The sequence below is a fragment of the Flavobacterium sp. Arc2 genome, from assembly GCF_041431385.1.
GTDB lineage: Bacteria > Bacteroidota > Bacteroidia > Flavobacteriales > Flavobacteriaceae > Flavobacterium.
Map to the genome: position 1 here is coordinate 146,809 of NZ_JASMRH010000008.1, position 23,912 is coordinate 170,720.

The window sequence follows — 23,912 nt, forward strand, 5'->3', positions numbered from 1 at the left end:
TAAACAAAAAATCAAAATGAACTTATTTGACGTTTACCCATTATATAATATTACTCCTGTAAAAGCATTAGATTGCACAATTACAGACGACAACGGAATTGAATATTTAGACTTATACTCTGGTCACGGAGTAATTTCTATTGGACATACACAACCGGATTATGTTGCTAAAGTTAAAGCACAATTAGATAAAATCAGCTTTTATTCGAATGCAATTCAGAATCCACTGCAAGTGGAGCTAGCTGATAAACTAGGAAAAGCTTCTGGCTTGACTGATTATAGCTTATTTTTATGTAGCTCTGGGGCTGAAGCCAATGAAAATGCTTTAAAACTAGCTTCTTTTCATAGTAATAAATCTAGAGTTATTGCTTTTAATAATTCTTTCCACGGAAGAACATCAGCAGCTGTTGCAGCAACAGATAACAAGAAAATTGTTGCTCCATTAAATGCACAACAAGCTGTAACTTTTTTACCATTGAACAATATTGATTTGGTAGAAACCGAATTACAAAAAGGAGATATTTGTTGCGTAATCATCGAAGGAATTCAAGGTGTTGGTGGACTTGACGAAGGAACGACTGCGTTTTTTCAAGCTTTGGAAAAGGCATGTAAAGCTCACGATGTTATTCTAATCTTAGACGAAGTACAATCTGGATACGGAAGAAGCGGGAAATTCTTCGCTTTTCAACATCACGGAATCAATCCTGATATTGTTACTACTGCCAAAGGTATGGGGAACGGTTTCCCTATTGGTGGTGTACTAATTTCTCCAAAATTTACTGCAAGCTACGGACTATTAGGAACAACTTTTGGCGGAAGCCACTTGGCCTGTGCCGCCGGAATCGCAGTTTTGGATGTAATTGAAAATCAAAAATTAATAGATAATACAAATACCGTTGCTAATTACTTTTTTGAAGCCATCAAGCAAGTACCGGAAATCATCAAAGTAAAAGGAAGAGGATTGATGTTAGGAGTCGAATTTGATTTTGATGTTAGCGCATTGAGAAAAAAGATGATTATCGAGAAACACATCTTTACTGGCGGTGCCAACAATAAAAATTTATTGAGAATTCTTCCTCCACTGACAATTACAACTGAAGCAATAGATACATTTATCGTTGCATTAAAAGAGTCATTGGCAGAATTGAAATAATATTTTTAACAAATAAGTCATTTAAGCTTCTTAAACTTATATGACTTATATGTTTCATTTTTATCCAAAAAGAAATTTAAAACGATGAAAACTTTATTACCAATAGAAAAAAGAAATGCCGTTTTAAGTCGAATGGCTGTCCTTCTTGAACAAGAAAGAGCAACTATAAAAACCACAAACCAGCAAGATCTTGCTAACTATTCTGGTGATGATCTGGCTATGGAGAAACGTCTACTTGTTGACGATAATAAGATTGACGCAATGATTTTATCGTTGCAACAATTGACAAGTCAAGACGATCCTGTTGGGCAAGTTCGTTTTAATTTTACACATGATAACGGATTAAAAATCAGCAATAAAACAGCTGCCTTTGGTACAATTTTAATCATTTATGAATCCAGACCGGATGTTACTGTTGAAGCGGGCGGAATTGCTTTCAAATCAGGAAATAGAATTTTGCTGAAAGGTGGAAAAGAGTCTTTACTTTCTAATTTAAAAATTGTAAGTCTTTGGCATCAAGCCTTAACAGATAGTGAAGTTGCTACTTCTTGGGTCGAATATTTGAATTATGACCGTACTGAAACGCAAGCTTTTCTTGAAAAACCAACACAGAAAGTTGATTTAATAGTTCCGCGTGGTGGTGAAAACCTGATTAACTTCGTTAAGAAACACGCTACTTGTCCAGTAATTGTAAGCGGTAGAGGGAATAATTTTGTATATGTAAACAAGGAAGCCGATTTAGATAAAGCTTTATCGATTATCATTAATGGGAAAACCTCAAACATTTCAGTTTGTAATGCCTTAGATAAAGTTCTAATTGACACTAATCTGGAAAACTGGGAGGCTTTCGCCCAAAAAGTAATAACCGAATTACAACAAAGAAACGTTTTAGTTTTGGGAGACGAAAGTATTGCAAAAGCGACTAATGTTCCGCAAATTGAGTCAGATTTGATTTGGCACGAAGAATTCTTAGATTATAAAATCGTAATTGGAACAACCAATTCTGATAAAGAAGCAATTGAAAAAATAAATAAATATTGTGGCGGGCATTCGGCTTCAATAATCACTAAAAATGATACTGTTGCACAAGAATTCATGGAAAATGTGGATACAGCAGCAGTGTATCAAAATGCATCAACACGGTTTACTGATGGAGGTCAATTGGGTCTTGGTGGTGAACTCGCCATTAGCACAGATAAATTACACCAAAGAGGACCAATAGGTTTGCAACACCTAGTTACTAATAAATGGTATATTTACGGAGAAGGACAAATTAGGTAGTTCGCGTTAATCAGTGTTCAGTATTTAGTTTGAGAAAATAGAAATTACACTTTAAATACGAATAACAAACATACGGCTTTGCGAACTTTATATTTTTATAGATAAAAAAGGAAAATTCTTTGTGCCCTTTGCGGTTAAAAGTAAACACATAAAAAACCCTTTGTGGTTAAATACAATGGCTAAAAAAAGAATATTACTAAAAATAGGTACAAATACATTAACCCGAGAAACCAATCATATTTCGAGAGGAAAGATCGAAGATATCGGAATGCAAATAGCTGCTTTAAACGAGGAATATGAGTTTATCATTGTGAGTTCAGGCGCTATCGCTGCTGCAAAACAGTTTGTAAAACTAGAGAGTAAAGGGAAGGAAATAGTGGTTAAACAAGCATTGGCTTCTATTGGGCAACCGCATTTAATGCGGATTTTTCACGAAAACTTTAGTGATTTAGGATTACTTACTTCACAGTGCCTACTATCCTACTCTGATTTCGAAAAAGACCAATCAAAAGTAAATATTGTCAATACAATCAATATATTAGTTGAGAATAATTACATTCCTATTATTAATGAAAATGATACCGTTGCAACCGATGAAATCCGATTTGGTGACAATGATAAATTAGCGGCACTAGCAGCTGTTCTATTAAAAGTAGATATATTAATCATTGCAACCAATACAAATGGAATTTACACTAAATCATCTATCCATGATATAGAACCTGAGACTATTACTTTAGTTACAGACCTACAATCGCTTGACAAAGAAATAGGTGACACTAAATCATCACAAGGAACGGGTGGAATGCAATCTAAAATTGAAGCGGCAGCAATTGCAAAAGCAGCTAATATCGAGACTTGGGTTGTGAATGGTTTATATGATAATTTCATTTTGAATGCCATACAAAATAAGATTCCATTTACTAAAATTACATAAAGATGAATTACGTATCAATACAAAACATAGACTCCCTATCAGAATGGGTGAAATCGGCAATTAAAATTAAGAACAAGCCGCTTAAAAATAAAAAATTAGGAAAGAACAAAACTTTAGGAATGTTGTTTTTTAATCCAAGTTTAAGAACCCGTTTGAGTACGCAAAAGGCTGCTTTAAATTTAGGAATGAATGTCATGGTTATGAATTTTACCAATGAAGGTTGGACACTAGAATTCGAAGATGGAGCTATCATGAATCAGGGCGCTTCAGAGCATATTAAGGAAGCTGCAGAAGTGGTGTCTCAGTATTGCGACATCATCGCTATAAGAGCCTTTGCTGGATTGGTAGACAAAGAAAAAGACAATGCCGAAACTGTAATGGCCGGATTTTTAAAATATGCTACCGTGCCTATAGTGAACATGGAAGGTGCAACAGGACATCCTTTGCAATCCCTTGCTGATGCAATTACCATGGAAGAGTTTAAAACAGAACACAGACCAAAGGTAGTTTTATCTTGGGCTCCACATCCTAAAGCTTTACCTCAGGCTGTAGCCAATTCCTTTGTGGAAATGATGCAGTTACAAGATGCAGAATTTGTCATCACACACCCTGAAGGCTACGAACTAAATCCAGAAATCACTAAAGGATCTAAGATTGAATACGATCAGAATAAAGCATTTGAAAATGCCGATTTTATCTATACTAAAAACTGGAGCAGTTATAGTGACTATGGAAAAATCACTAATTCTGATCCAAATTGGACAGTAACAGCAGATAAAATGAAACTAACTAATAATGCCAAGTTCATGCACTGTTTACCTGTGAGACGTAATGTGATTGTTACAGATGAAGTGTTAGATAGTGAAAATTCAATTGTTATTGAACAGGCTAATAATAGAACCTATGCAGCACAATTAGTATTGCAAAAAATATTAAAAAATGGACAATAAAAAATCCGTTACCGTAATCAAAATTGGAGGAAACATAATTGATGATCCAAAAGAGCTACAACAGTTTCTAACTGATTTCTCAAACATTGAAGGCTATAAAGTACTTGTTCATGGTGGCGGAAAATCAGCTACTAAAATGGCAAAAAGTATTGGTTTAGTTCCACAAATGATTGACGGACGACGCATTACAGACGCGCCCATGCTTGATGTTGTAGTGATGATTTATGCTGGTCAAATCAATAAAAACATTGTAGCACAATTACAAGCTCATAATACTAATGCTATGGGTTTTTCTGGAGCGGATGGAAATTTAATCCAATCTGATAAAAGAAACCATCCCACCATCGATTACGGATTCGTAGGCGATGTAACATCAGTAAATACTTCGCTATTAGAAACTTTACTTTCTAGCGGAATCGTTCCTGTTTTTTGTGCGATTACCCATGATAAAAATGGGCAGTTATTAAATACAAATGCTGATACGATTGCTAGTGAACTAGCTATTGCCCTATCAGAAGTCTTTGACGTTACTTTGAATTACTGTTTTGAAAAACCAGGTGTTTTATTCGATTCTGAAGATGATTCATCAGTAATAGCAAATATGAATTCCGATTTATATTCGAAATTAAAAGAAGAAAAAGCCATTCATTCTGGGATGATTCCAAAACTGGATAATTGCTTCAATAGCTTGTCTAAAGGAGTTCAAAAAATACGAATTGGTCACCATAGCATGTTGCAAAACAATGATGCTATTTGCACAACAATAGAACTATAAAATGTTAAGCATAAATTTCGCAGATTAGCACAAATTAATCTGTGCTAATTTGTTTAATCTGAGTTAAAAATTCACAATAAATGAAAAACATCGAAATCCTTACACAAGAAGCCATTTCACTTTTAGAAGCACTAATCGAAACTCCTTCCTTTTCAAGTGAAGAAGATAAGACTGCGATACTACTAGAAAACTGGTTCAATTCAAACGATATCCCTTTCAAAAGAGAAAACAATAATGTTTGGGCCTACAATAAGCATTTTGATGCCGCTAAACCTACCCTACTTTTAAATTCACACCACGACACGGTAAGACCCAATCAAGCCTATACTAACGATCCATTTAATGCTTTTGTAAAAGAAGGTAAATTATTTGGTTTAGGCATTAATGATGCAGGTGGTTGCTTGGTTTCTTTGCTCGCTACCTTTGTCCATTTTTATGCTAAGGAAAATTTACCTTATAACATTGTAATTGTTGGCTCTGCCGAAGAAGAAAGCAGCGGAAAAAAAGGCTTAAATAGTGTACTGAAACATTTACCAGAACTAGAATGTGCTATCGTGGGCGAACCTACTTTAATGCAATTGGCCATAGCCGAAAAAGGTCTATTAGTCTTAGATGTGAAAGTAAAAGGAACGCCAAGTCACGCTGCACATCAAAATGACGATAATGCGATTTACAAATCGATTCCAGTGATGGAATGGTTTAAAAACTATACATTCGAAAAAATATCAGAGCAATTAGGCCCTGTAAAGATGACCGTTACCCAGATCAGTGCTGGAAAACAACACAACGTGGTACCGTCAGAATGTGATTTGGTTATCGATATTCGTGTCAACGATTGCTATACTAATCACGAAATTTTACAAATCGTAAAAGACAATGTAAACGCAGAGATTAGCCCACGCTCTATGAATTTAAGTTCCTCTTCTATTCCAGAATCGCACGGATTAGTGCAGGCCGGAATTGCTTTAGGACGCACAACATATGGCTCTCCTACCCTTTCTGACCAATCCGTTCTGAGCTGTAAATCATTAAAATTAGGACCTGGAGATACGCTGCGGTCCCACTCCGCAGATGAATTTATATATGTGAATGAAATCGAAGAAGGAATCAAACTATATATTAAAATACTGGGAGATTTTTTAAAACAATAGAATGATTAGGAGCAATTTCCCGCTATTCATTGCAATCTTTTTATTTTTAAAGACAAAATAAAAAGGATTTTCATTTCTATCGGGGCTACAAATAATAAGTACAGACAAGTTGCGACTTGTCCCTACGAAACAAAAAAACAATACTATGAAACTTTGGGAAAAAGGAATACCTACTGATAAACAAATAGAACAATTCACTGTTGGTAACGACAGAGATTTGGATTTGGTTCTAGCTAAATATGATGCTTTGGGCTCTATTGCTCATGCAAAAATGCTGGGCCAAATTGGTTTACTGACAAACGCGGAAACCGAATCATTGGTAACGGCTTTGGAAAAAATTATTATTGATGTAGAAAAAGGGAATTTTGTAATCGAAGATAGTTTTGAAGACGTGCATTCTAAAATCGAATATATGTTAACGGTAAAACTAGGTGATGCCGGTAAAAAAATTCATACTGCCCGTTCCCGTAACGATCAAGTATTAGTAGACGTGCATTTGTATTTAAAAGACGAAATTAAAGTCTTAAAAGAACAAGTAAGAACCTTGTTTGATTTAATGATGGAATCAGCAGATAAGTACCAAAACGTATTGTTACCTGGATATACGCATTTACAAATCGCAATGCCATCTTCTTTCGGAATGTGGTTTTCTGCTTATGCCGAGAGTTTAATTGACGATATTACAATGTTGAATGCGGCATTAAAAATTGTAGATCAAAATCCGCTGGGTTCTGCTGCTGGTTACGGAAGTTCGTTCCCAATAGACAGAACGTTTACTACAAAAGAATTAGGTTTTGAAACCTTGAAATACAATGCAGTAGCTGCCCAAATGAGCCGTGGAAAATCAGAGAAAATTTTAGCTTTTGCCATGAGTAGTGTTGCCGCTACCCTATCTAAATTTTCTATGGATGTGTGTTTATATATGAGTCAGAATTTTGATTTCATTACATTGCCAGCGCATCTTACCACAGGTTCTAGCATTATGCCACACAAGAAAAACCCTGATGTTTTCGAATTAATTCGAGGAAAATGCAACAAGATTCAAGCCTTGCCATACGAAATCACTTTAATTACTAATAATCTTCCCAGTGGCTACCATAGAGATCTACAGTTATTGAAAGAAGGATTGTTTCCAGCAATCCAAAACCTGAAAGCCTGCTTGGATATTGCCATTTTCTCTATAAAAGATATCAAAGTAAAAGACAATATTTTGTCTGATAAAAAATACAATTACTTGTTTACCGTAGATACTTTAAACGAAATGGTTGTTGCTGGAATGCCTTTTAGAGATGCTTATAAAGCCGTAGCCGAACAGTTAGAAAATGGTACTTATGAATCTCCAAAAGAGACCAAACATACTCATGAAGGAAGCATAAATAATTTATGTTTAGCAGAGATTAAGGATAAAATGAACAAAGCATATTAAAAATAGTACAACTACTAGTCTCACAACTATTTTAAAAATTCATTCTTTAAGAATGGATTTTTTTTTTACAAAACTTTTAAATTATTTTCGAACAAACTAAAGTAAGTACAAGAAACTAATACATTATACATATATTTGAATAGTAGCCATTTTAAATTAGAAGTATGATACCCACAGAAGAAAAAGCAACCCAAGGCCTTTTTGAGAAAAAATTAATATCGGATACTCAATTCAAGCAAGTTAAAGCATATCGAAGTTTGGAAATTTTTTCTCTAAATGCCGAGTTAAAATTGTTTCTATATCTGTCCGTTTTATCCTTTACTACAGGAATTGGGATTCTGATTTATCAAAATATTGATACTATAGGTCATATTGCTATTTTATCTTTATTATTAGTAGTAACGGTTATTTGTTATTACTTCAGTTTTAAAAATAGCACTGGATTTCAAAAAGGAGAAACTAATTTTGAAAACCCAATCTTTGACTACCTCATTCTTGCTGCTATTCTTTTGACTTGTATTTTTATAGGCTATTTGCAATTTCAATACACAGCTTTTGGCACCCATTATGGGTTAGCAACTTTAATTCCCACAGTAATCGGACTCTTTTGTGCCTATTATTTTGATAACAAAAGCATCTTATCCATAGCAATCACTGGTCTTGCTGCATACGTCGGTTTATCGGTTAGTCCACAATCACTGCTTAATAATGATTTTTACGAAACGAATACACTAAGTTATTCGGCGATTGCCTTGGGAATCATACTTGTTCTTTGGTCCATTTACAGTAACCAAATTGCATTAAAAAAACATTTCACCGTAGTGTATTTGACTTTTGGGTTACACCTTATTAGTATTTCCTGCATCAATAATTTATTTAAACCCTACTGGTTTGTATTCTTTCTGTTTTTAGCTGCTGCCTTGTATTATTTTTACACATCCAGCTATAAAGTCAAATCTGTTTCTCTTTTTGTTTTCACTATCGTATATGCATATATTGGGGTTAATATTATTTTATTCAAAGCCATAGCACTTCTAAATATTGATGAGTTTTTAATTTCTTTCTTCTTTTTTGTACCCTTTTATTTCATAATTTCTATAATTCTATTTATTCGCCTTATTAAAAAATTCAATAAAGACAGCACCGATGATAGTATACGATAAAGTAGAATTAGAAAACTTAGCTCTAGTGGAAGAAGCACATTCTTTAAAAGAAGCAGGCTTCGTAGATAGTAACCAATATGACGCCATCAAAAAAGAACTAGTAATCCCTAAAAGTTATAATAACCTACTCATTAGAGCGGCGTTTTTCTTATTAGGTGTTTTTTTATATTCTTCTATTTGTGGTTTCTTAACTTTAATTAGTGCTGAAGCACTAGATGAAAATTTTAAAATTATTGTATTTCTGTCCGCTATTATTGGTTTTGTAGGGGCAGAAGTTTTAACCCGCCAAAAATTTTACGGTCATGGCTTAGATGATGCGTTTATATTAGGATCCCAATTGACTTTGGCAATAGCCATAGGGCTTTTCACAGATGGAAACGAAATAGTAATTGCTTCATTTATAACGTTAACCGCTTTAATGAGTTATCTCCGTTATTTGCATCTCTCCATGGCACTACTATTTTGTTTCGCATTAACCGCTACGCTAACATACGCTATGTTTGAATTGGGTAATACAGGAAAAACGGTTTTGCCTTTTATAATGATGTTATTTGCTGTAGCACTCTATTTTTTAACCAAAACAACAGTACCAAAATTAGCAAACCCTTTTTATCACAAAGGAATTTCTTTAGCGAATAGTTTCAGCCTGATACTCTTTTATCTTTCTGGAAACTATCTTGTAGTAAGAGAACTTTCAGTTGTACTACTTGGTGCAGCCATTGCTCCAAATAGTGATATTCCGTTCGCACTATTCTTTTATGGTTTTACCTTTGTCGTACCCGTGTTCTATTTAGTTTATTCTCTATTAAAAAAAGAAAGAATAATGCTATGGATTGGATTCTTAACCTTTGGTTTCTCTATTTATACCATTCGTTTTTACTATGCTGTTTTACCTATTGAAATTGTCTTAACCACTGGCGGATTACTTCTTTTTGCATTTACTTATTTTGCTATAAAAAAACTAAAAAACAAAGAAACTGGAGTCACTTTTAAGCCTAACCGTTTTACAAAAACAAATGCTTTTTTGAATGCCGAAATATTAATTTCTTCACAACTGGGCTTAAAACCGGAAACTACAACCGAATCAAATATGGAGTTTGGCGGCGGTGGTTTTAGCGGTGGCGGTTCTGGTGACAGTTTTTAAATATAAAACAAAGAATTCAGTACTAAAATTAATGATTAGCGGCTTAACGTTTGTGCTTTCTACTCAATTTGCGATTGCTACTATTTTTTTATGCTTGGTAAAAACGTGTGTTTACTCTGTGAGTCTTTGCAAAAAAACATTCACAGCACTAAAGTTATTCAATTTCAATGGTACTATAGCCAGCTCCCGTGCGAACCAGCTTAATTTTGGTTCCAATACGGTCTTTTAATTCTCCTACGTGAGAAATAATCCCGATGGATTTATTAGACTCGTTTTGCATATTTTCAAGAATGCTAATAGCTTGATCTAAAGATTCTGGGTCTAAAGAGCCAAAACCTTCATCTATAAATAGCGATTCAATTGAGACATTACGAGCTGCTAAATCAGATAAACCAAAAGCGAGAGCTAAACTCAATTTAAACGTTTCACCACCAGACAAAGAGCTAACAGAACGTTTTGTGTTTCCCATATAGGTGTCAATAACTTTTAATCCATCAGAGTCGTTTGTGGTGTCTAATAAATAACGATCTGAAAAACCTATTAAACGCTGGTTCCCATATTCTAATAACTGCTTTAAGGTTAAATCTTGAACAAAATTTGAGAATTTCTTACCCGTAGCATCACCAATTAATAAGTTCATTTTACTCCAAAGCGCCAAGTCTTTTTGTAAACCATCTAATATTTTCTGACTTTCTTTAAGCTTTTCTTTATTTTGAATATCAATTTCAATTTTGTTTTCTTGATCCCAAATATGTTTATTCAATACCGCTATTTCGGCTACTATTTTTGGTAGCGAAATAGTTATTTCTTCTAATGTAATTGACGCATCATCTAATTTTTTCTCTTCTTCTAATGATTTGTCAATAGCTTTTTTATTGGTCTCTAAACGAATTTCATTCTCCACTAACAGCTGCAAACTTTTACGAAGCTGACTAGCCGTACTTTCGTCTAGTATTTTTGCTTTTAATTCTTCTAAAGAAGCAATTCCTCTTTGTTGAAGTTCAGGTAAAAGACTTACTAGCAACCGTTCTTTTTCAGTTATTGTTTCTGTTTTACTTTTTTGGAAGTCGGTTAACTGCTCTTTCAAACTCTTTATCGTAGAAGTACAAGAGCTAAAATCGTTGCTTACTTTACTAACCTCTGTAGTGATGTCTTTTCGGTCATAAACTAATAATAACGCTTGTCTAGCCTCACTATACCCCTGTTTTAAAACCGAATAATCACTATATAATTGTTGCATTTCATTAAAAACAATCTTGGCTTTAATGTAATTTTCAAGTTTATCAAGCTCTTTTAACTCTTGTTGGAAATCAGTCGCATCTTGCTGCCATTTTTCAAGACTGTCTTTGGTAGTCCATTTTAACTGATTGCACAATTCGGTTATCTTGTTTTCTAAAGTTTTGAATTCCGCGATCCTATTTTCTATCGCTTCAGTCTCAGTTGCAGTTATCTTCTGCAAACTTCGACGCTTTACTTCATTTTCAAGCAATGCTTTTTTCAAATCTTCTAATTGCTTTGTCAATGATTGAAAATTTTCTTCCAATGAATTCACCAAAGTTTCTGATAGCTCCTGCGCATATGGATGTGTTTCAGAACCACACAACGGACAAGCTTTTCCGTCTTTTAATTCATGGCGGTGTTCGTCTAAACTTTTGCGTTGTTTCCAGTCATCAAGTTCTTTTTTTGCCTTTTCGAACTTTGGCAACAAACTTTCTAATGTTTCACTTTGTAATTTCCCTGAAGCAATTAACACCTCTATTTCCTCTTGTTGCTTCTTGATTTTAAGTTGCAACTCCCCTATTCCTTTACTTTTTTCGTCAAATAATTTTCTGTCTCCAATTAACTGATTCGCTGGTAACATCAGTCGTGTCAAATCATCTTTTTTTGATCTAACTGCATCAACAGAAGTAATTCCTTTTCGAGTAATTTCGGTATTAATTATAGTTAACTCGGACTGTATTTGATCTGATAACGTATCGTTTATGGTTAATGATATTCCGTATCCATTAAGTTCATTACGTTTATCTTCTATGCGTTGCGACTGTTGTTTGGCTTGAGATAAGCTGTTTTTTTCGGCTTCTTGTAATGCTAAAACACGATTTCTAAAGTCCGTTATTTCGTCTTCAAATTTTTCAGCATTAACTTCTTTTTTTACTAATGTACTAGCTAACAAAACCAACTCACTTTTTCCTTTTTCTTGTTCGGAAAGTTTAGTAGTACCTACGGCAATTCGCTCTAATAACTCAGCTAATTTTTTTTCGGCATCGGCCACAGCAAGCATTTGCTCTTTAAAAATAACGACGCTATCATGCGTTTTCAGTTGGTTTTCCTGAGGTAAAAATGTCGCTTTATCTTTTGTAAAAGCAGTCCATTCTATTTCATTCGTTTCTTTTAATTTGCTATTTTTAAGAATACTTTCCTTAACTACTTTTTTCTTTCCAAGGGTTTCTTGTTTGATTACATTAACTGCTAGCAACGGTTTTTGCACTAAAATATCTTCTTGAATTTCTTTAACCACTTCGGCAGTTAACAAAACCGTTTCACCCATTTTAATGTTTTGCGTCTTCACAGCATCTTCCACTCCACGAAATCTTTGAAAAACTGACCTTCCAATTTTTCGATAAATAGAAGAACCCGTAATCTCTTCTAACAATGCATTTCGGTCGTCTTTTTTTGCTAAAAGTAATTTCGAAAACTGCCCTTGAGCTAATATCATTGATTGTACAAACTGATTGTAATTCAGACCAATAATACGTTCATTCTCACTAACTACTTCTTGTACTCCAGAAACTAAAATGGCACCCGTGGATCCGTTTATTAATTCTTGTTTTCGTTTATCTAAAGAGCCAGTTCTCGTTCTACGAATCGACCATGACGACAAGTACCGCTCTCCTTTCACTTCATATTCTACTTCGGCATAACAATCTAAAGCATTTTTGGTTAAAATCACCCCTTCGTCCTCAATCACTTTTTCTGAAATAGCTTTATCAATTCTTGGAATCTTATTATACAATGCTAAAGTGATCACATCCAGTAAAGTTGATTTTCCAGTACCAGTAGCGCCTGTAATCACAAAAAGTCCTGCTTCTCCCAGAATACCATTTTCAAAATCAATAGTATGTTCGCCTTTTAAAGCGTGTATGTTCTTAAATTTTATCTTGCAAATTTTCATAGTAAAGTAGTCGTTGTGAGCTATTATTCTGTTATTTCAGAAGTTTGTAATCCCTCTAATATTTCTCTAAAAGCATTAATTAATTCATCTGTATTTTCTAATGAATCGTCTTGTTCTAATCTTTTTTCGAATAATTGAACCGCAGAAAAATCCTTTATATCTTCTCCTTTAGAAAGCAATTTTGAAGTACCTGCAACTTCCGTTTTAAACTTGATACTTCCTTTTAAAATTTGCAATCCGTTTTCTGGTTCTGCTGTTAACAAATCCTCTAATGCTTTAATGTGCGCAATGTTTTCATTGTCTTCTTCAATACTAACTTCAGCGAGATCTGTTAATATGGAATCTGACTGATAATCAGCTATTTTTTTGATAACTTCTTCAACTGTTCCTTTAATACTTAAAAGCTTTCTAAATTTAGGAATTGGTAGTGATTTTATAGTAAATTTATTGTCTTCCAAAGTCAGTATAACGACTTCTTTAATGTCTTTTTTTTCACTAAAGCTCAATGCAACTGGAGAGCCGCTGTAGCGAATATTTGGTTTACCTACCATTTGTGGTCTGTGTATGTGTCCTAAAGCAACATAATGTGGTTCCTCTCCAAAAACGGCTGATGCAACTCCAGCCTGATTTCCTATTTGTATTTCGCGTTCACTATCAGAAACCGAAGCGCCTTGCGCAAACAAATGAGCCATAACAATAAAAGGAGCGTTATCATAATTTGCTTTATAATGTTGGTTCACATTAGCAAAGTAATTTGCAATTCCGTCTTTTATCAATTCTATTTTATCCGTGTATGATTCACCTGGTACGGCATTCCTAATGTCTTTATCCCGTAAAAAAGGAACAGCAGCCACCACCATTTTTTCATTACCTAAAGTAACTTCTACGAATAAATCGGCTATGTTTTCAGGAATACCTCCTACTACTTTTATCTCGAGAATTTCTAATAACTCTTTAGGAGCATTAATAACGTGCGGGGAATCATGATTACCACCCGTCAAGATTACTTTGCATTTAAGTGGTAACAATCGTTTTAAAAACCCATAATATTGTGTCATAGCGGTTTGTGACGGATTTGCTTGATCAAATAAATCTCCCGACATCAATAAAACATTGATATCATTTTCTTGGATACAATTAATTAACCAATCAAAAAAAAGATCCATGTCTTTTGCAAAATCGATTTTTAATAATTGTTTTCCAATGTGCCAATCAGCAGTATGCAAAATCTTTATGCTCATAATTTATGGCTTTTGTTATTTAGAACTTCAGAAAAACAGTAAGTTTCTCAGGTGATTTTTGACCGCGGTAAGCTCAAAAAAAGGGTTGTTCATTTATTTCGTCAAGTAAACAAATTTAACTTATAAAAATTAAAATCAGAGCAAAACTAAACTTAAAAAAGATGCCTTCTTTACGGAAAACCATAAAAAAGACATCTTTTTATATTTGCTAGATTGCTAACTACAACGCGTTATTTGTTTTATTTATTTTCGCTCTAAAATATAATTCGCAAAATAATTCTTGCTATCAGTAATTCTGTCTTTAATTTCAAAGTCGGTTTTGCTCAAAATTTTGTCTAGAATTTCATCATTATACTTTCTGGAAATCTCCATCAATATCTTTTCTCCTTCTTTAAAATGAAAAGTTTTATTAAGTTCAGCTATGTAAACTTGTTGCGCTTTGAGACTAACCAAATAACTTTTGGCAATTCCGTCCTTCTCATCGTATTCTGGCAGATGTTTAAAAGCATCCACTTTAAATTCAGCTCCTAATTCCCTATTTATTCTATGCAGTAAGTTTAGATTAAAAGCAGCTGTAACCCCTTGATTATCGTTGTAAGCAGGAAGTACAACTGACGCTGGTTTTATCAAATCGACACCTAAGAACAATTTATCACCTTCTTGTAAATTATTGCTTAACTTAGAAATAAAATCAGTGGCAACCTTGTCAGACATATTTCCTATATTAGATCCTAAAAACAGAATCACTTTTGGGTGTTGATTTTCTTTCAATGATTCTAATACCTCACAATAATCACCCTGCTTTTTCGTAATTGATAAGCTTGGTAATTGGTTATTTAAATCAGCTTCAAGACTATCTAGTGCATTTTGTGAAATATCTACTGGCATGTAATCAAACTTGTATTTTTCGCGGTTCAATTCTTTCAAAAGCTCTTTAGTTTTTAAACCATCTCCAGCACCAAGCTCAATTAACTCAAAGTAGGTATCCGGTTTTAGCTGCAAAGCTGTTATAATTTTATTACTCTGTTCTTTAAAAATTTCATGCTCTGACCTTGTGACATAATACTCCGGTAAATGCATGATTTTTACAAAGAGCGCATCTCCTGTTTTATCATAAAAATACTTTGAAGGCAATGATTTTTCTAAATTACTTAATCCTTCATCAATATCTTTTTTAAGTTGGTTAATCATACTATTAGCTGAGTCTATTTTTTTAAAAGTTTTTGTCTCTTTCATCTTGTTAGGATATAAATTGTTTAAAATTCAAAATGCTTAAGCATTAACTTAAGGCTTGTTTATGTAATAGGCACTTGTTTTTTTGCAATTATATCTTTAAAAAATAAAAAAATAATGTAACCATATAAAAAACTAAAAGGTAAGGCCATAATTACTAATAAATTACTTATTCCGTTCAATAATTCACTAGTTCCAATGGCGGTAAGTCCAAGTGCAGTTCCTGTAATTATAAATCCCCATACTAGTTTATGTTTCTTTGAGGGGTTTTCATTTCCTTTATCACTAATCATTCCCAACACGAAAATGGCTGAATCAACAGAGTTTATAATTGAAATAAGCACTAATATTCCCGCAATAAAAAAGGTAAGACTGTGCAGTGGAAAATATTCTAGAAAAACAAATAATGAAGTAAAAACATTATTAAATTGCGCCTTATCTATAGTGGTAACAATGTCAAAAGCTGAATTAGCAAAGACTGAAAACCAAATAACAGTAGCTAATGTCGGAATTAAAATTGTTGTAATTAAAAACTCTTTTATTGTTCTTCCTTTAGATATTCTAGCAATAAATATTCCAGTAAAAGGAACCCAAGCCAACCAGAAAGCCCAATAAAAAACTGTCCAGTCTTTCGTGAAATTTTCGGAAGTTTTGTAATTTCCTATAGACAAACTCATTTCAAAAAAATGAATTACATAATTATAAAAAGCTATCGCAGTATGGTAAAAAAAGGTATTAAAATTTAAGAATAAAGCAATAAACAACATAAGAAGTATTGAAAAAGTAAAATCTAAGTCGGCTAAGAATTTAATCGCTTTATTCAAACCCGTAAGCGCTGAATAGGTAGCTATAGATCCAATAAGAATAACCATCGCTAATAGAAAATTGTTGCCATAATCAACTTTAAAAGCATAATTGATGCCGTTTACCACTTGCGCAGTTCCTAATCCTAATGAAGCAATTACACCTGTAATGGTAATTAAAACAATAAATAGTGTAGCTATATATTTTTTGCCTCTACTTTTAGTATAAGGTACAATGGCATCTAGTAAATTGTTAGTTTTCTTCACATAAAGATTATAAGCGACAATTAAACCAAACAGGCTATACATTGCCCAAGGTGTAAATCCCCAATGAAAAAAAGTATATTGCAAAGCCGTTATTTTATTATTAGTGGTTGCAATGGGAGCATTGCTAAAATAATAAACAGGCTCTTGAACTGCACGCAATAATAGTCCAGAACCCATTCCCGTGCTATACAATAAGGCTACCCAACTAAAATACGAATAGGCAGGTTTTTCATTTCCTAAACGTTGTTTTCGTAAAGGTAAAACTAAAATAACTAAAGCGGCAATCACTGTTATTAAGCCTACCCATAAATAATAAGTACTAAAAACCGATAATAAATTCTGGTTTACTTCATTTAGTCCTTGCTTTAATAATTCAGGAGCTAGTAAACCAGTAAAAAAGAAAAATACGCCAAACAATGCTCCATAAAACAATAAGCTATTTGACCTTACATGACCGTATAGTTTTGTAATCAAAATGCTATTCTTTAGTTATTGGTTTTAAATTTTCTAACATAGTAGGAATTAATTCACTCACAGTAGGATGAATGTGAACTGCATCTCTAAAAACCGTGTAAGGTTGTTTTGCATACATTAAATTGGTGATTCCACTTATAATTTCATCACCTCCAACACCTAAAATGCAAGCTCCTAGAAACTGATTTGTTTTAGCATCAATGATCGCTTCCATAAATCCCTTTATTTCTCCTTTTTCTTTAGCACGAGCTACTTTATCCATTGGTCTGTGCGCAATTAAAATATCAAAACCTTTCTTCTTAGCTTCAGCTTTTGTCATTCCTACTCTTCCTAAAGGCGGATCAATAAACAATCCGTAAGTAGTAATTCTATCACTAATTTTTCTTTTTTTATCTCCTAGAATATAGTTCTCTACAATTTGGAAATCATTATACGAAGTATGTGTAAATCCGCCATTTCCGTTGCAATCCCCTACCGCAAAAACACCTTCTACGTTTGTCTTGCAATAATCATCTACAGTAATATAACCTTTCTTTTTATCAAATTCTATTGTCGTATTTTCTAAATGCAACGTATCTGTATTTGGCGAACGCCCAATCGCTAGTAAAACATGAGAGCCTTTAATTTCCTTTTCCTCTCCGTTTATTTTCACCGAAATTCCATTAGTATCTTGAGATAAATTTATTTCTTTAGCATTAAATTTAATTTCAATCTCCTCAGATTGCATAATTTCGGCAACCGTTTCACTTACATTCTTATCTTCTCTACTAATCAGTCGATCGCCGCGTTCAATGATGGTTACTTTACTACCAAAACGCTTAAACATTTGACCGAATTCTAGCCCAATGTAGCTTCCGCCAATAATCAATAAATGCTCCGGTAATTTGGTTAAACCTAAAATATTAATGTTGGTTAAATAATCAACATGCGCATATTCTTCAGGAATAGCTGCCCTTGCTCCTACATTTATAAAAATTTGTTTCGCTGTGATTTTATCCTCGTTAACTGCAATTTCATAATTGGATAAAAAATGTGCTTCACCTCTATAAAGTGTGATATTATCGTTTTCGGCAATACTTTTTTCAATGCCTTCGCGGGAACCATTTACTAAATTATCTTTTCTGGCTTTAATTTTTTCAATATTAGCTTTTGCACCAGCAGGGATTTCGATTCCCATTTCTTCACCATGCATACTATCCCACATTCTGCGTGCGCTAGCCACATAAGCTTTTGTAGGAACACAACCATTATTAACGCAAGTTCCACCTACTAAACTTTTTTCAATAAGTGCTACTTTACCTTTTTTAGATAGGCTAAATGCCAAAGGTATTCCTGCTTGTCCACTACCAATTATTATAAAATCAAACTTTTTCATAACTGCATTTTTAAATTAGAAACTTATTCTTCAACCGAAACATTTTTCCAAAATGCTACGTAATTCTTTATTTCCTTAGCCGCGTCTTTTGGATTGTTATAAAACCAAGCTGCGTTTTCACTAATTTCATCATTTACTTTCAGCGTATAATAAGAAGCCTCTCCCTTCCATGGACAAGTGGTATGATGAGTCGTTTCAGTAAAGTAATCCCTATGAATACTTTCTAAAGGAAAATAATGATTTCCTTCTACAACTATTGTGTTGTCACTTTGAGCAACAACTGTTTTATTAAATATTGCTTTCATACTATTTGTTTTAAATTATTTCGCTAATCTGATTCCGTTGAATTGCCAACGCATATTCGGGTGAAAAAAATTACGGTACGTTTTTCGGCTGTGTCCTTCTGGAGTTGCAACTGAGCCACCTCTAAGAATCATTTGATTAATCATGAACTTGCCGTTGTATTCTCCTAACGCTCCAGGAGATTTATTAAACCCCGGATAAGCAAGGTAGGCACTATTTGTCCATTCCCAGAGTTGTCCCCATTGCAATTGATCACTCGCTATTTCCCACTCAAATTCAGTAGGCAAGCGGCAGCCTTTCCATTGGCTATATGCAAACGCTTCATAGAAACTAATATGCATTACGGGTAAATCAAGAGCCACTTTATCTAAACCGTTCAAGGTATAATTCCACCACTCATTATCTATTTTGTACCAATATAATGGTGCTTCAATTTTATTTGTGTTTACCCAGCTCCATCCTTCATCATGCCAAAAATTAAAATCTTGATATCCTCCAGTCATAACAAATTCTAAATAGTCTCTATTTGCAACTAGTTTATTGCTAATTTCAAAATCACCTACATATACTTTGTGTTTTCCTAATTCATTATCAAAACAAAAAGTACTTTCTTGATGTCCTATTTCGTAGAGTCCCGCTTTAATTTTGATGAAATTCTCTTCTTGCGTTTCTGCTTTAGTTTTAAAACTATTTTCATATACAGGAAATGTGGGTTGATTCCCTAAGATATATTTAATGTCGTAGACTAATAATTCTTGATGCTGCTCCTCATGATTAAGACCTATTTCAATAATAGCTAAGATTTCCTCATTTAGGTTTGTATTTAAAAATGCTACCATAGCATCAGTGACATATTTTCTATACTTATAAACTTCGTTAACAGAGGGCCTCGTCATCAAACCTCTCGAAGGACGTAAAACACGCGTACCCACATTATTATAGTAACTGTTGAACAAAAACGAAAAATCCTCATCGTATACAGTGTAAGCTGTAGCATATTTTGTCAATACAAATTCTTCCCAAAACCAAGTAGTATGTGCTAAATGCCACTTTGGAGGAGATACAAATTCACTCGCTTGAACCGAATAATCTTCGGTAATCAAAGGTTTACACAGCTGTTCTGAATTTTCTCTAACTTTTAAAAAACGATCAATCATAAAGTATTTGATTCTATATTAATTAAACAGCATGTAAGATACGGAAATAACTTTTCTTAAAATTTCATTTGAAAAGGTATCTTTTATAAAATTACTATATCGAACCCAGAATTGCCAACGGTGTAAAAACTAGCAAAACTTGTTTTTACGATTTTTGTAACCACCAATTTTAGTATAATAAACAATGAAGACTAATGCGTTTGAATAATTTATTGCTTCTAAAGATTTAATCAGTCTTTTAAAGTCAATTACAAATAGCAGTAAAACATATTGAAGCAGAGGAATACCTCTAACCACAAGAAAACCTTGTAAAAAGGGGTTTTTAAAATTAAAAAACAGATGTAATTCATTGCGGTTTTAATCTAGCAAACTACATATTCGAAAATTTCAAGCGAGCTTTTTTATTGGTTTTCAATTCTACTTTGTGTACTCTTAGAAGTATTTAAAATAAAAAGCCACGAATTCACTACTTAAATTAATAAGGAATGAATTCGCGGCTTACTTTCTATTCTTTTTAAGAACTATACTTTACCCTTTAAAGCTTCAGCATCAATATCGCTATGAGAAACATCATAAACTGATTTTCCGTTCTTAATCAAAAGCAATTGAGGCGATTGATGCATAACACCAAAACGACTTGCTATTCCATTAGAAATATCGCGGTATGCTATTAAATCTAAAAAATAAGGTGTAACTTTATCTGAGAGATCAAACTCATTTTCAAATTGCTTCAAAGCCATCCTACTAATACTACAGCGTGTGCTGTGTTTGAAAATAACGACTGGCTTTTCATTAGAAAGAGAAATAATCTCATTAAGCTGCTCCAAATCAGTTAAAGCATTCCAGTTCATTTTAGGTCTAGAATCATTTTGTTCCTCTGAGGAACTACTAAAGATATTTTTAAAAAAACTCATATTTTGTCTGTAATTAAGTCATTTTGACTTGGTTATATGATAAAAATCATGTTTTTAACGCCATTTTGTCTGTACTATTGTAATGGAATATAAATTGACTATCAAGTTGTAAAGTTACCAAAATAACTCCAAAAATATAAAACCATGAACATAAATAAATTTACTATTAAATCACAGGAGGCTATCCAGCATTCACAACAGCTAGCTGAAGGCTTTGGTCAACAACAAATAGAAAATGAACATTTATTCAAATCCATGCTTGAAGTGGACGAAAATGTGACACCTTTTATTTTGAAAAAGTTAAATGTAAATGTGCCGCTATTTATCCAAATTTTAGACAGCACGATTCAGAGTTTCCCTAAGGTAACAGGAGGCGAAGTAATGTTATCTAGAACAGCAAATTCTTCTTTGAATGAAGCAGAGAGCATTGCCAAGAAAATGAACGATGAATTCGTTTCAATCGAACATTTAATTCTTGCGATTTTTAATTCTAAAAGTAAGGTTGCCCAAATATTAAAAGACCAAGGCGTAACCGAAAAAGGATTGAAAGCAGCGATTGACGAACTGCGAAAAGGAGAAAGAGTGACTTCGGCTTCTGCCGAAGAAACGTATAATTCATTAAATAAATACGCTAAAAATCTTAACGAACTAGCCAAAGCAGGGAAATTAGATCCAGTAATTGGTCGTGACGAAGAGATTAGAAGAGTATTGCAAATATTAACCCGGCGTACTAAAAACAACCCGATGCTTGTGGGAGAGCCCGGCGTAGGTAAAACCGCTATTGCCGAAGGTTTAGCACATAGAATTGTGGATGGTGATGTTCCAGACAACCTGAAAGACAAAATCGTATTCTCACTAGATATGGGGGCCTTAATTGCAGGAGCTAAATACAAGGGAGAATTTGAAGAACGTTTAAAAGCAGTCGTAAAAGAAGTAACCGCTGCCGAAGGAGATATTGTTTTATTCATTGACGAGATTCATACACTCGTAGGCGCTGGAGGTGGCGAAGGTGCGATGGATGCGGCAAATATTTTAAAACCAGCATTAGCACGTGGAGAACTCCGCGCTATTGGTGCAACCACATTGGATGAATACCAAAAATATTTTGAAAAAGACAAAGCGCTCGAAAGACGTTTCCAGAAAATAATTATCGAAGAACCAGATACTGAAAGTGCGATTTCAATCCTGCGTGGTATCAAGGAGAAATATGAAACACACCATAAAGTACAGATAAAAGATGAGGCAATTATCGCTGCTGTCGAATTATCGCAACGCTACATTACGAACCGTTTTCTTCCAGACAAAGCCATTGACTTAATGGATGAAGCCGCTTCAAAAATACGTATGGAAATCAATTCAAAACCAGAAGAACTAGATGTTTTGGATAGAAAAGTAATGCAGCTCGAAATCGAAATTGAAGCCATTAAGAGAGAAAAAGACGAAAGTAAACTCAAGATTTTAGGAATGGATTTAGCCAATCTAAAAGAAGAGCGAAATGAAATTTATGCCAAATGGAAATCAGAGAAAGATGTTGTCGATAGTATTCAAGCGATAAAAACAGAAATTGAAGATTATAAATACGAGGCCGAAAGAGCAGAGCGCGAAGGAGATTATGGTAAAGTAGCCGAAATTCGTTACGGTAAAATTAAAGAAGCACAAGAGCGTCTCGATGTTTTACAAAAAGAACTAGTCGAAAACCAGGCCGGTGGAAGCTCTCTAATAAAAGAAGAAGTGACGCGCGAAGATATTGCCGAAGTGGTGGCTAAATGGACTGGAATTCCAGTGATGAAAATGCTACAAGGAGAACGTGAAAAGCTCTTGCATCTGGAACAAGAATTACACCAGCGTGTCGTAGGTCAGGAAGAAGCGATTGAAGCCGTAAGTGATGCCGTACGTAGAAGCCGTGCCGGATTACAAGACATGAAAAAACCCGTGGGTACCTTTTTATTCCTTGGAACAACTGGTGTTGGTAAAACCGAATTGGCAAAAGCATTAGCAGAATACCTGTTTGATGATGAAAATGCCATGACCCGTATCGATATGAGTGAATACCAGGAACGCCATAGTGTGAGCCGTTTAGTGGGTGCACCTCCAGGATATGTAGGCTATGACGAAGGCGGTCAGTTAACGGAGGCGGTACGTAGAAAACCCTACTCTGTAATATTATTAGATGAAATAGAAAAAGCACATCCCGATACGTTTAACATCTTGTTACAAGTACTAGATGAAGGTCGATTAACCGACAATAAAGGACGTCTAGCCGATTTTAAAAACACCATTATCATCATGACTTCTAATATGGGAAGCCAGATCATTCAGGAAAAATTTGAAAATTTAAAAGGCAGCATGGAAGAAGCCACAGAGGTCGCAAAAACGGAAGTTCTGGTTTTATTGAAACAAACCGTTCGTCCAGAATTTATTAATCGTATCGATGAAATCGTGATGTTTACGCCATTGACTAGTGCTAATATCACTAAAATTGTTAGCTTGCAACTTAAAAGTGTGACTAAAATGCTTGCACTGCAAGGAATCACTATGGATGCTACTCCTGATGCTATTGCGTATCTAGCCGAGAAAGGTTATGATCCGCAATTTGGTGCCAGACCAGTGAAACGTGTGATTCAAAGAGACGTATTAAACAGCCTCTCTAAAGAAATTCTAGCTGGAAAAATCGCTACGGACAGTATCATACTGCTCGATGCTTTCAACGGAGAATTGGTTTTTAGAAACCAAACGGAGCTAGTAGAATAATTTATTATTTGTTATATTTTTTTGTAGTATAAAACACCAGTCGAAAGGCTGGTGTTTTTTTATGCTGATTTTAAGGAGCAGAAGTAGTCCTTTTAAAAACACCATCCCTCCTGCTATCCTTATCTTTATACCCTCGTTTTAAGAACGAGGACATAAAGGATACCGTTGCTATCAGGGCTACATATAAGGTGAATTGCACTTCAATACCAAAAAGAGTAATTAATAAGAAAAAAAAAAGATAA

18 protein-coding genes are annotated in these 23,912 nt (G+C 34.1%); 10 read left to right on the top strand and 8 right to left on the bottom strand.

The window, feature by feature from the left end:
* Window positions 1–16: 16 nt before the first annotated feature.
* The 9 genes from QO182_RS07520 to QO182_RS07560 all read left to right on the top strand — a co-directional run bounded on the left by QO182_RS07520 (window position 17) and on the right by QO182_RS07560 (window position 9,980).
* Window positions 17–1,153, top strand: coding sequence for an aspartate aminotransferase family protein (locus QO182_RS07520; RefSeq protein WP_371560791.1), 1,137 nt, complete (start codon window positions 17–19; stop codon window positions 1,151–1,153).
* An 84-nt stretch (window positions 1,154–1,237) separates the two neighbouring features.
* Complete coding sequence (locus QO182_RS07525; RefSeq protein WP_371540630.1) at window positions 1,238–2,434, top strand: glutamate-5-semialdehyde dehydrogenase; 1,197 nt, start codon at window positions 1,238–1,240, stop codon at window positions 2,432–2,434.
* 175 nt (window positions 2,435–2,609) lie between these two features.
* Entirely contained in the window at window positions 2,610–3,371 is a 762-nt protein-coding gene (proB, locus tag QO182_RS07530) for a glutamate 5-kinase (RefSeq protein ID WP_371560792.1), read from the top strand.
* 2 nt (window positions 3,372–3,373) lie between these two features.
* A complete protein-coding gene (locus QO182_RS07535) occupies window positions 3,374–4,321 on the top strand; it encodes an N-acetylornithine carbamoyltransferase (RefSeq protein ID WP_371560793.1) in 948 nt (315 codons plus the stop codon).
* A complete protein-coding gene (gene argB, locus QO182_RS07540; RefSeq protein WP_371560794.1) occupies window positions 4,311–5,096 on the top strand; it encodes an acetylglutamate kinase in 786 nt (261 codons plus the stop codon). Before QO182_RS07535 ends, argB begins: the two co-directional genes overlap by 11 nt.
* A gap of 80 nt (window positions 5,097–5,176) precedes the next feature.
* Window positions 5,177–6,247, top strand: coding sequence for a M20 family metallo-hydrolase (locus tag QO182_RS07545; protein ID WP_371560795.1), 1,071 nt, complete (start codon window positions 5,177–5,179; stop codon window positions 6,245–6,247).
* A 145-nt stretch (window positions 6,248–6,392) separates the two neighbouring features.
* Window positions 6,393–7,673: an argininosuccinate lyase gene (gene argH / locus QO182_RS07550; RefSeq protein ID WP_371560796.1), complete on the top strand. Its 1,281-nt coding sequence runs from the start codon at window positions 6,393–6,395 to the stop codon at window positions 7,671–7,673.
* Window positions 7,674–7,837: 164 nt separating this feature from the next.
* Window positions 7,838–8,836, top strand: a complete 999-nt coding sequence (locus QO182_RS07555; RefSeq protein WP_371560797.1) for a DUF2157 domain-containing protein — start codon at window positions 7,838–7,840, stop codon at window positions 8,834–8,836.
* The gene (locus QO182_RS07560; protein WP_371560798.1) at window positions 8,820–9,980 is read left to right on the top strand and encodes a hypothetical protein; all 1,161 of its coding nucleotides are present in this window, start codon (window positions 8,820–8,822) and stop codon (window positions 9,978–9,980) included. Before QO182_RS07555 ends, QO182_RS07560 begins: the two co-directional genes overlap by 17 nt.
* A gap of 154 nt (window positions 9,981–10,134) precedes the next feature.
* On the opposite strand, the gene QO182_RS07565 is transcribed toward QO182_RS07560, so the two are convergent.
* The 8 genes from QO182_RS07565 to ytxJ all read right to left on the bottom strand — a co-directional run bounded on the left by QO182_RS07565 (window position 10,135) and on the right by ytxJ (window position 20,919).
* Window positions 10,135–13,152, bottom strand: a complete 3,018-nt coding sequence (locus QO182_RS07565; protein WP_371560799.1) for an AAA family ATPase — start codon at window positions 13,150–13,152, stop codon at window positions 10,135–10,137.
* Window positions 13,153–13,175: 23 nt separating this feature from the next.
* The gene (gene sbcD, locus QO182_RS07570) at window positions 13,176–14,393 is read right to left on the bottom strand and encodes an exonuclease subunit SbcD (protein ID WP_371560800.1); all 1,218 of its coding nucleotides are present in this window, start codon (window positions 14,391–14,393) and stop codon (window positions 13,176–13,178) included.
* Between the two features lie 243 nt (window positions 14,394–14,636).
* On the bottom strand, window positions 14,637–15,629 hold the full coding sequence (gene egtD / locus QO182_RS07575; RefSeq protein WP_371560801.1) for an L-histidine N(alpha)-methyltransferase: 993 nt from the start codon (window positions 15,627–15,629) through the stop codon (window positions 14,637–14,639).
* Between the two features lie 59 nt (window positions 15,630–15,688).
* A complete protein-coding gene (locus QO182_RS07580) occupies window positions 15,689–17,170 on the bottom strand; it encodes a BCCT family transporter (protein WP_371560803.1) in 1,482 nt (493 codons plus the stop codon).
* 4 nt (window positions 17,171–17,174) lie between these two features.
* Window positions 17,175–18,545 carry a mercuric reductase gene (locus QO182_RS07585; protein WP_371560805.1) on the bottom strand — a complete coding sequence of 457 codons (1,371 nt, stop codon included), beginning with the start codon at window positions 18,543–18,545 and terminating at the stop codon, window positions 17,175–17,177.
* A gap of 23 nt (window positions 18,546–18,568) precedes the next feature.
* Window positions 18,569–18,850 carry a DUF427 domain-containing protein gene (locus tag QO182_RS07590; RefSeq protein ID WP_371540655.1) on the bottom strand — a complete coding sequence of 94 codons (282 nt, stop codon included), beginning with the start codon at window positions 18,848–18,850 and terminating at the stop codon, window positions 18,569–18,571.
* Window positions 18,851–18,865: 15 nt separating this feature from the next.
* Complete coding sequence (egtB, locus tag QO182_RS07595) at window positions 18,866–20,005, bottom strand: ergothioneine biosynthesis protein EgtB (protein WP_371560807.1); 1,140 nt, start codon at window positions 20,003–20,005, stop codon at window positions 18,866–18,868.
* 521 nt (window positions 20,006–20,526) lie between these two features.
* Window positions 20,527–20,919 carry a bacillithiol system redox-active protein YtxJ gene (gene ytxJ, locus QO182_RS07600; RefSeq protein ID WP_371540659.1) on the bottom strand — a complete coding sequence of 131 codons (393 nt, stop codon included), beginning with the start codon at window positions 20,917–20,919 and terminating at the stop codon, window positions 20,527–20,529.
* A gap of 144 nt (window positions 20,920–21,063) precedes the next feature.
* On the opposite strand from ytxJ, the gene clpB reads away from it, so the two are divergent.
* The gene (gene clpB / locus QO182_RS07605) at window positions 21,064–23,670 is read left to right on the top strand and encodes an ATP-dependent chaperone ClpB (protein WP_371560809.1); all 2,607 of its coding nucleotides are present in this window, start codon (window positions 21,064–21,066) and stop codon (window positions 23,668–23,670) included.
* Window positions 23,671–23,912 lie beyond the last annotated feature (242 nt).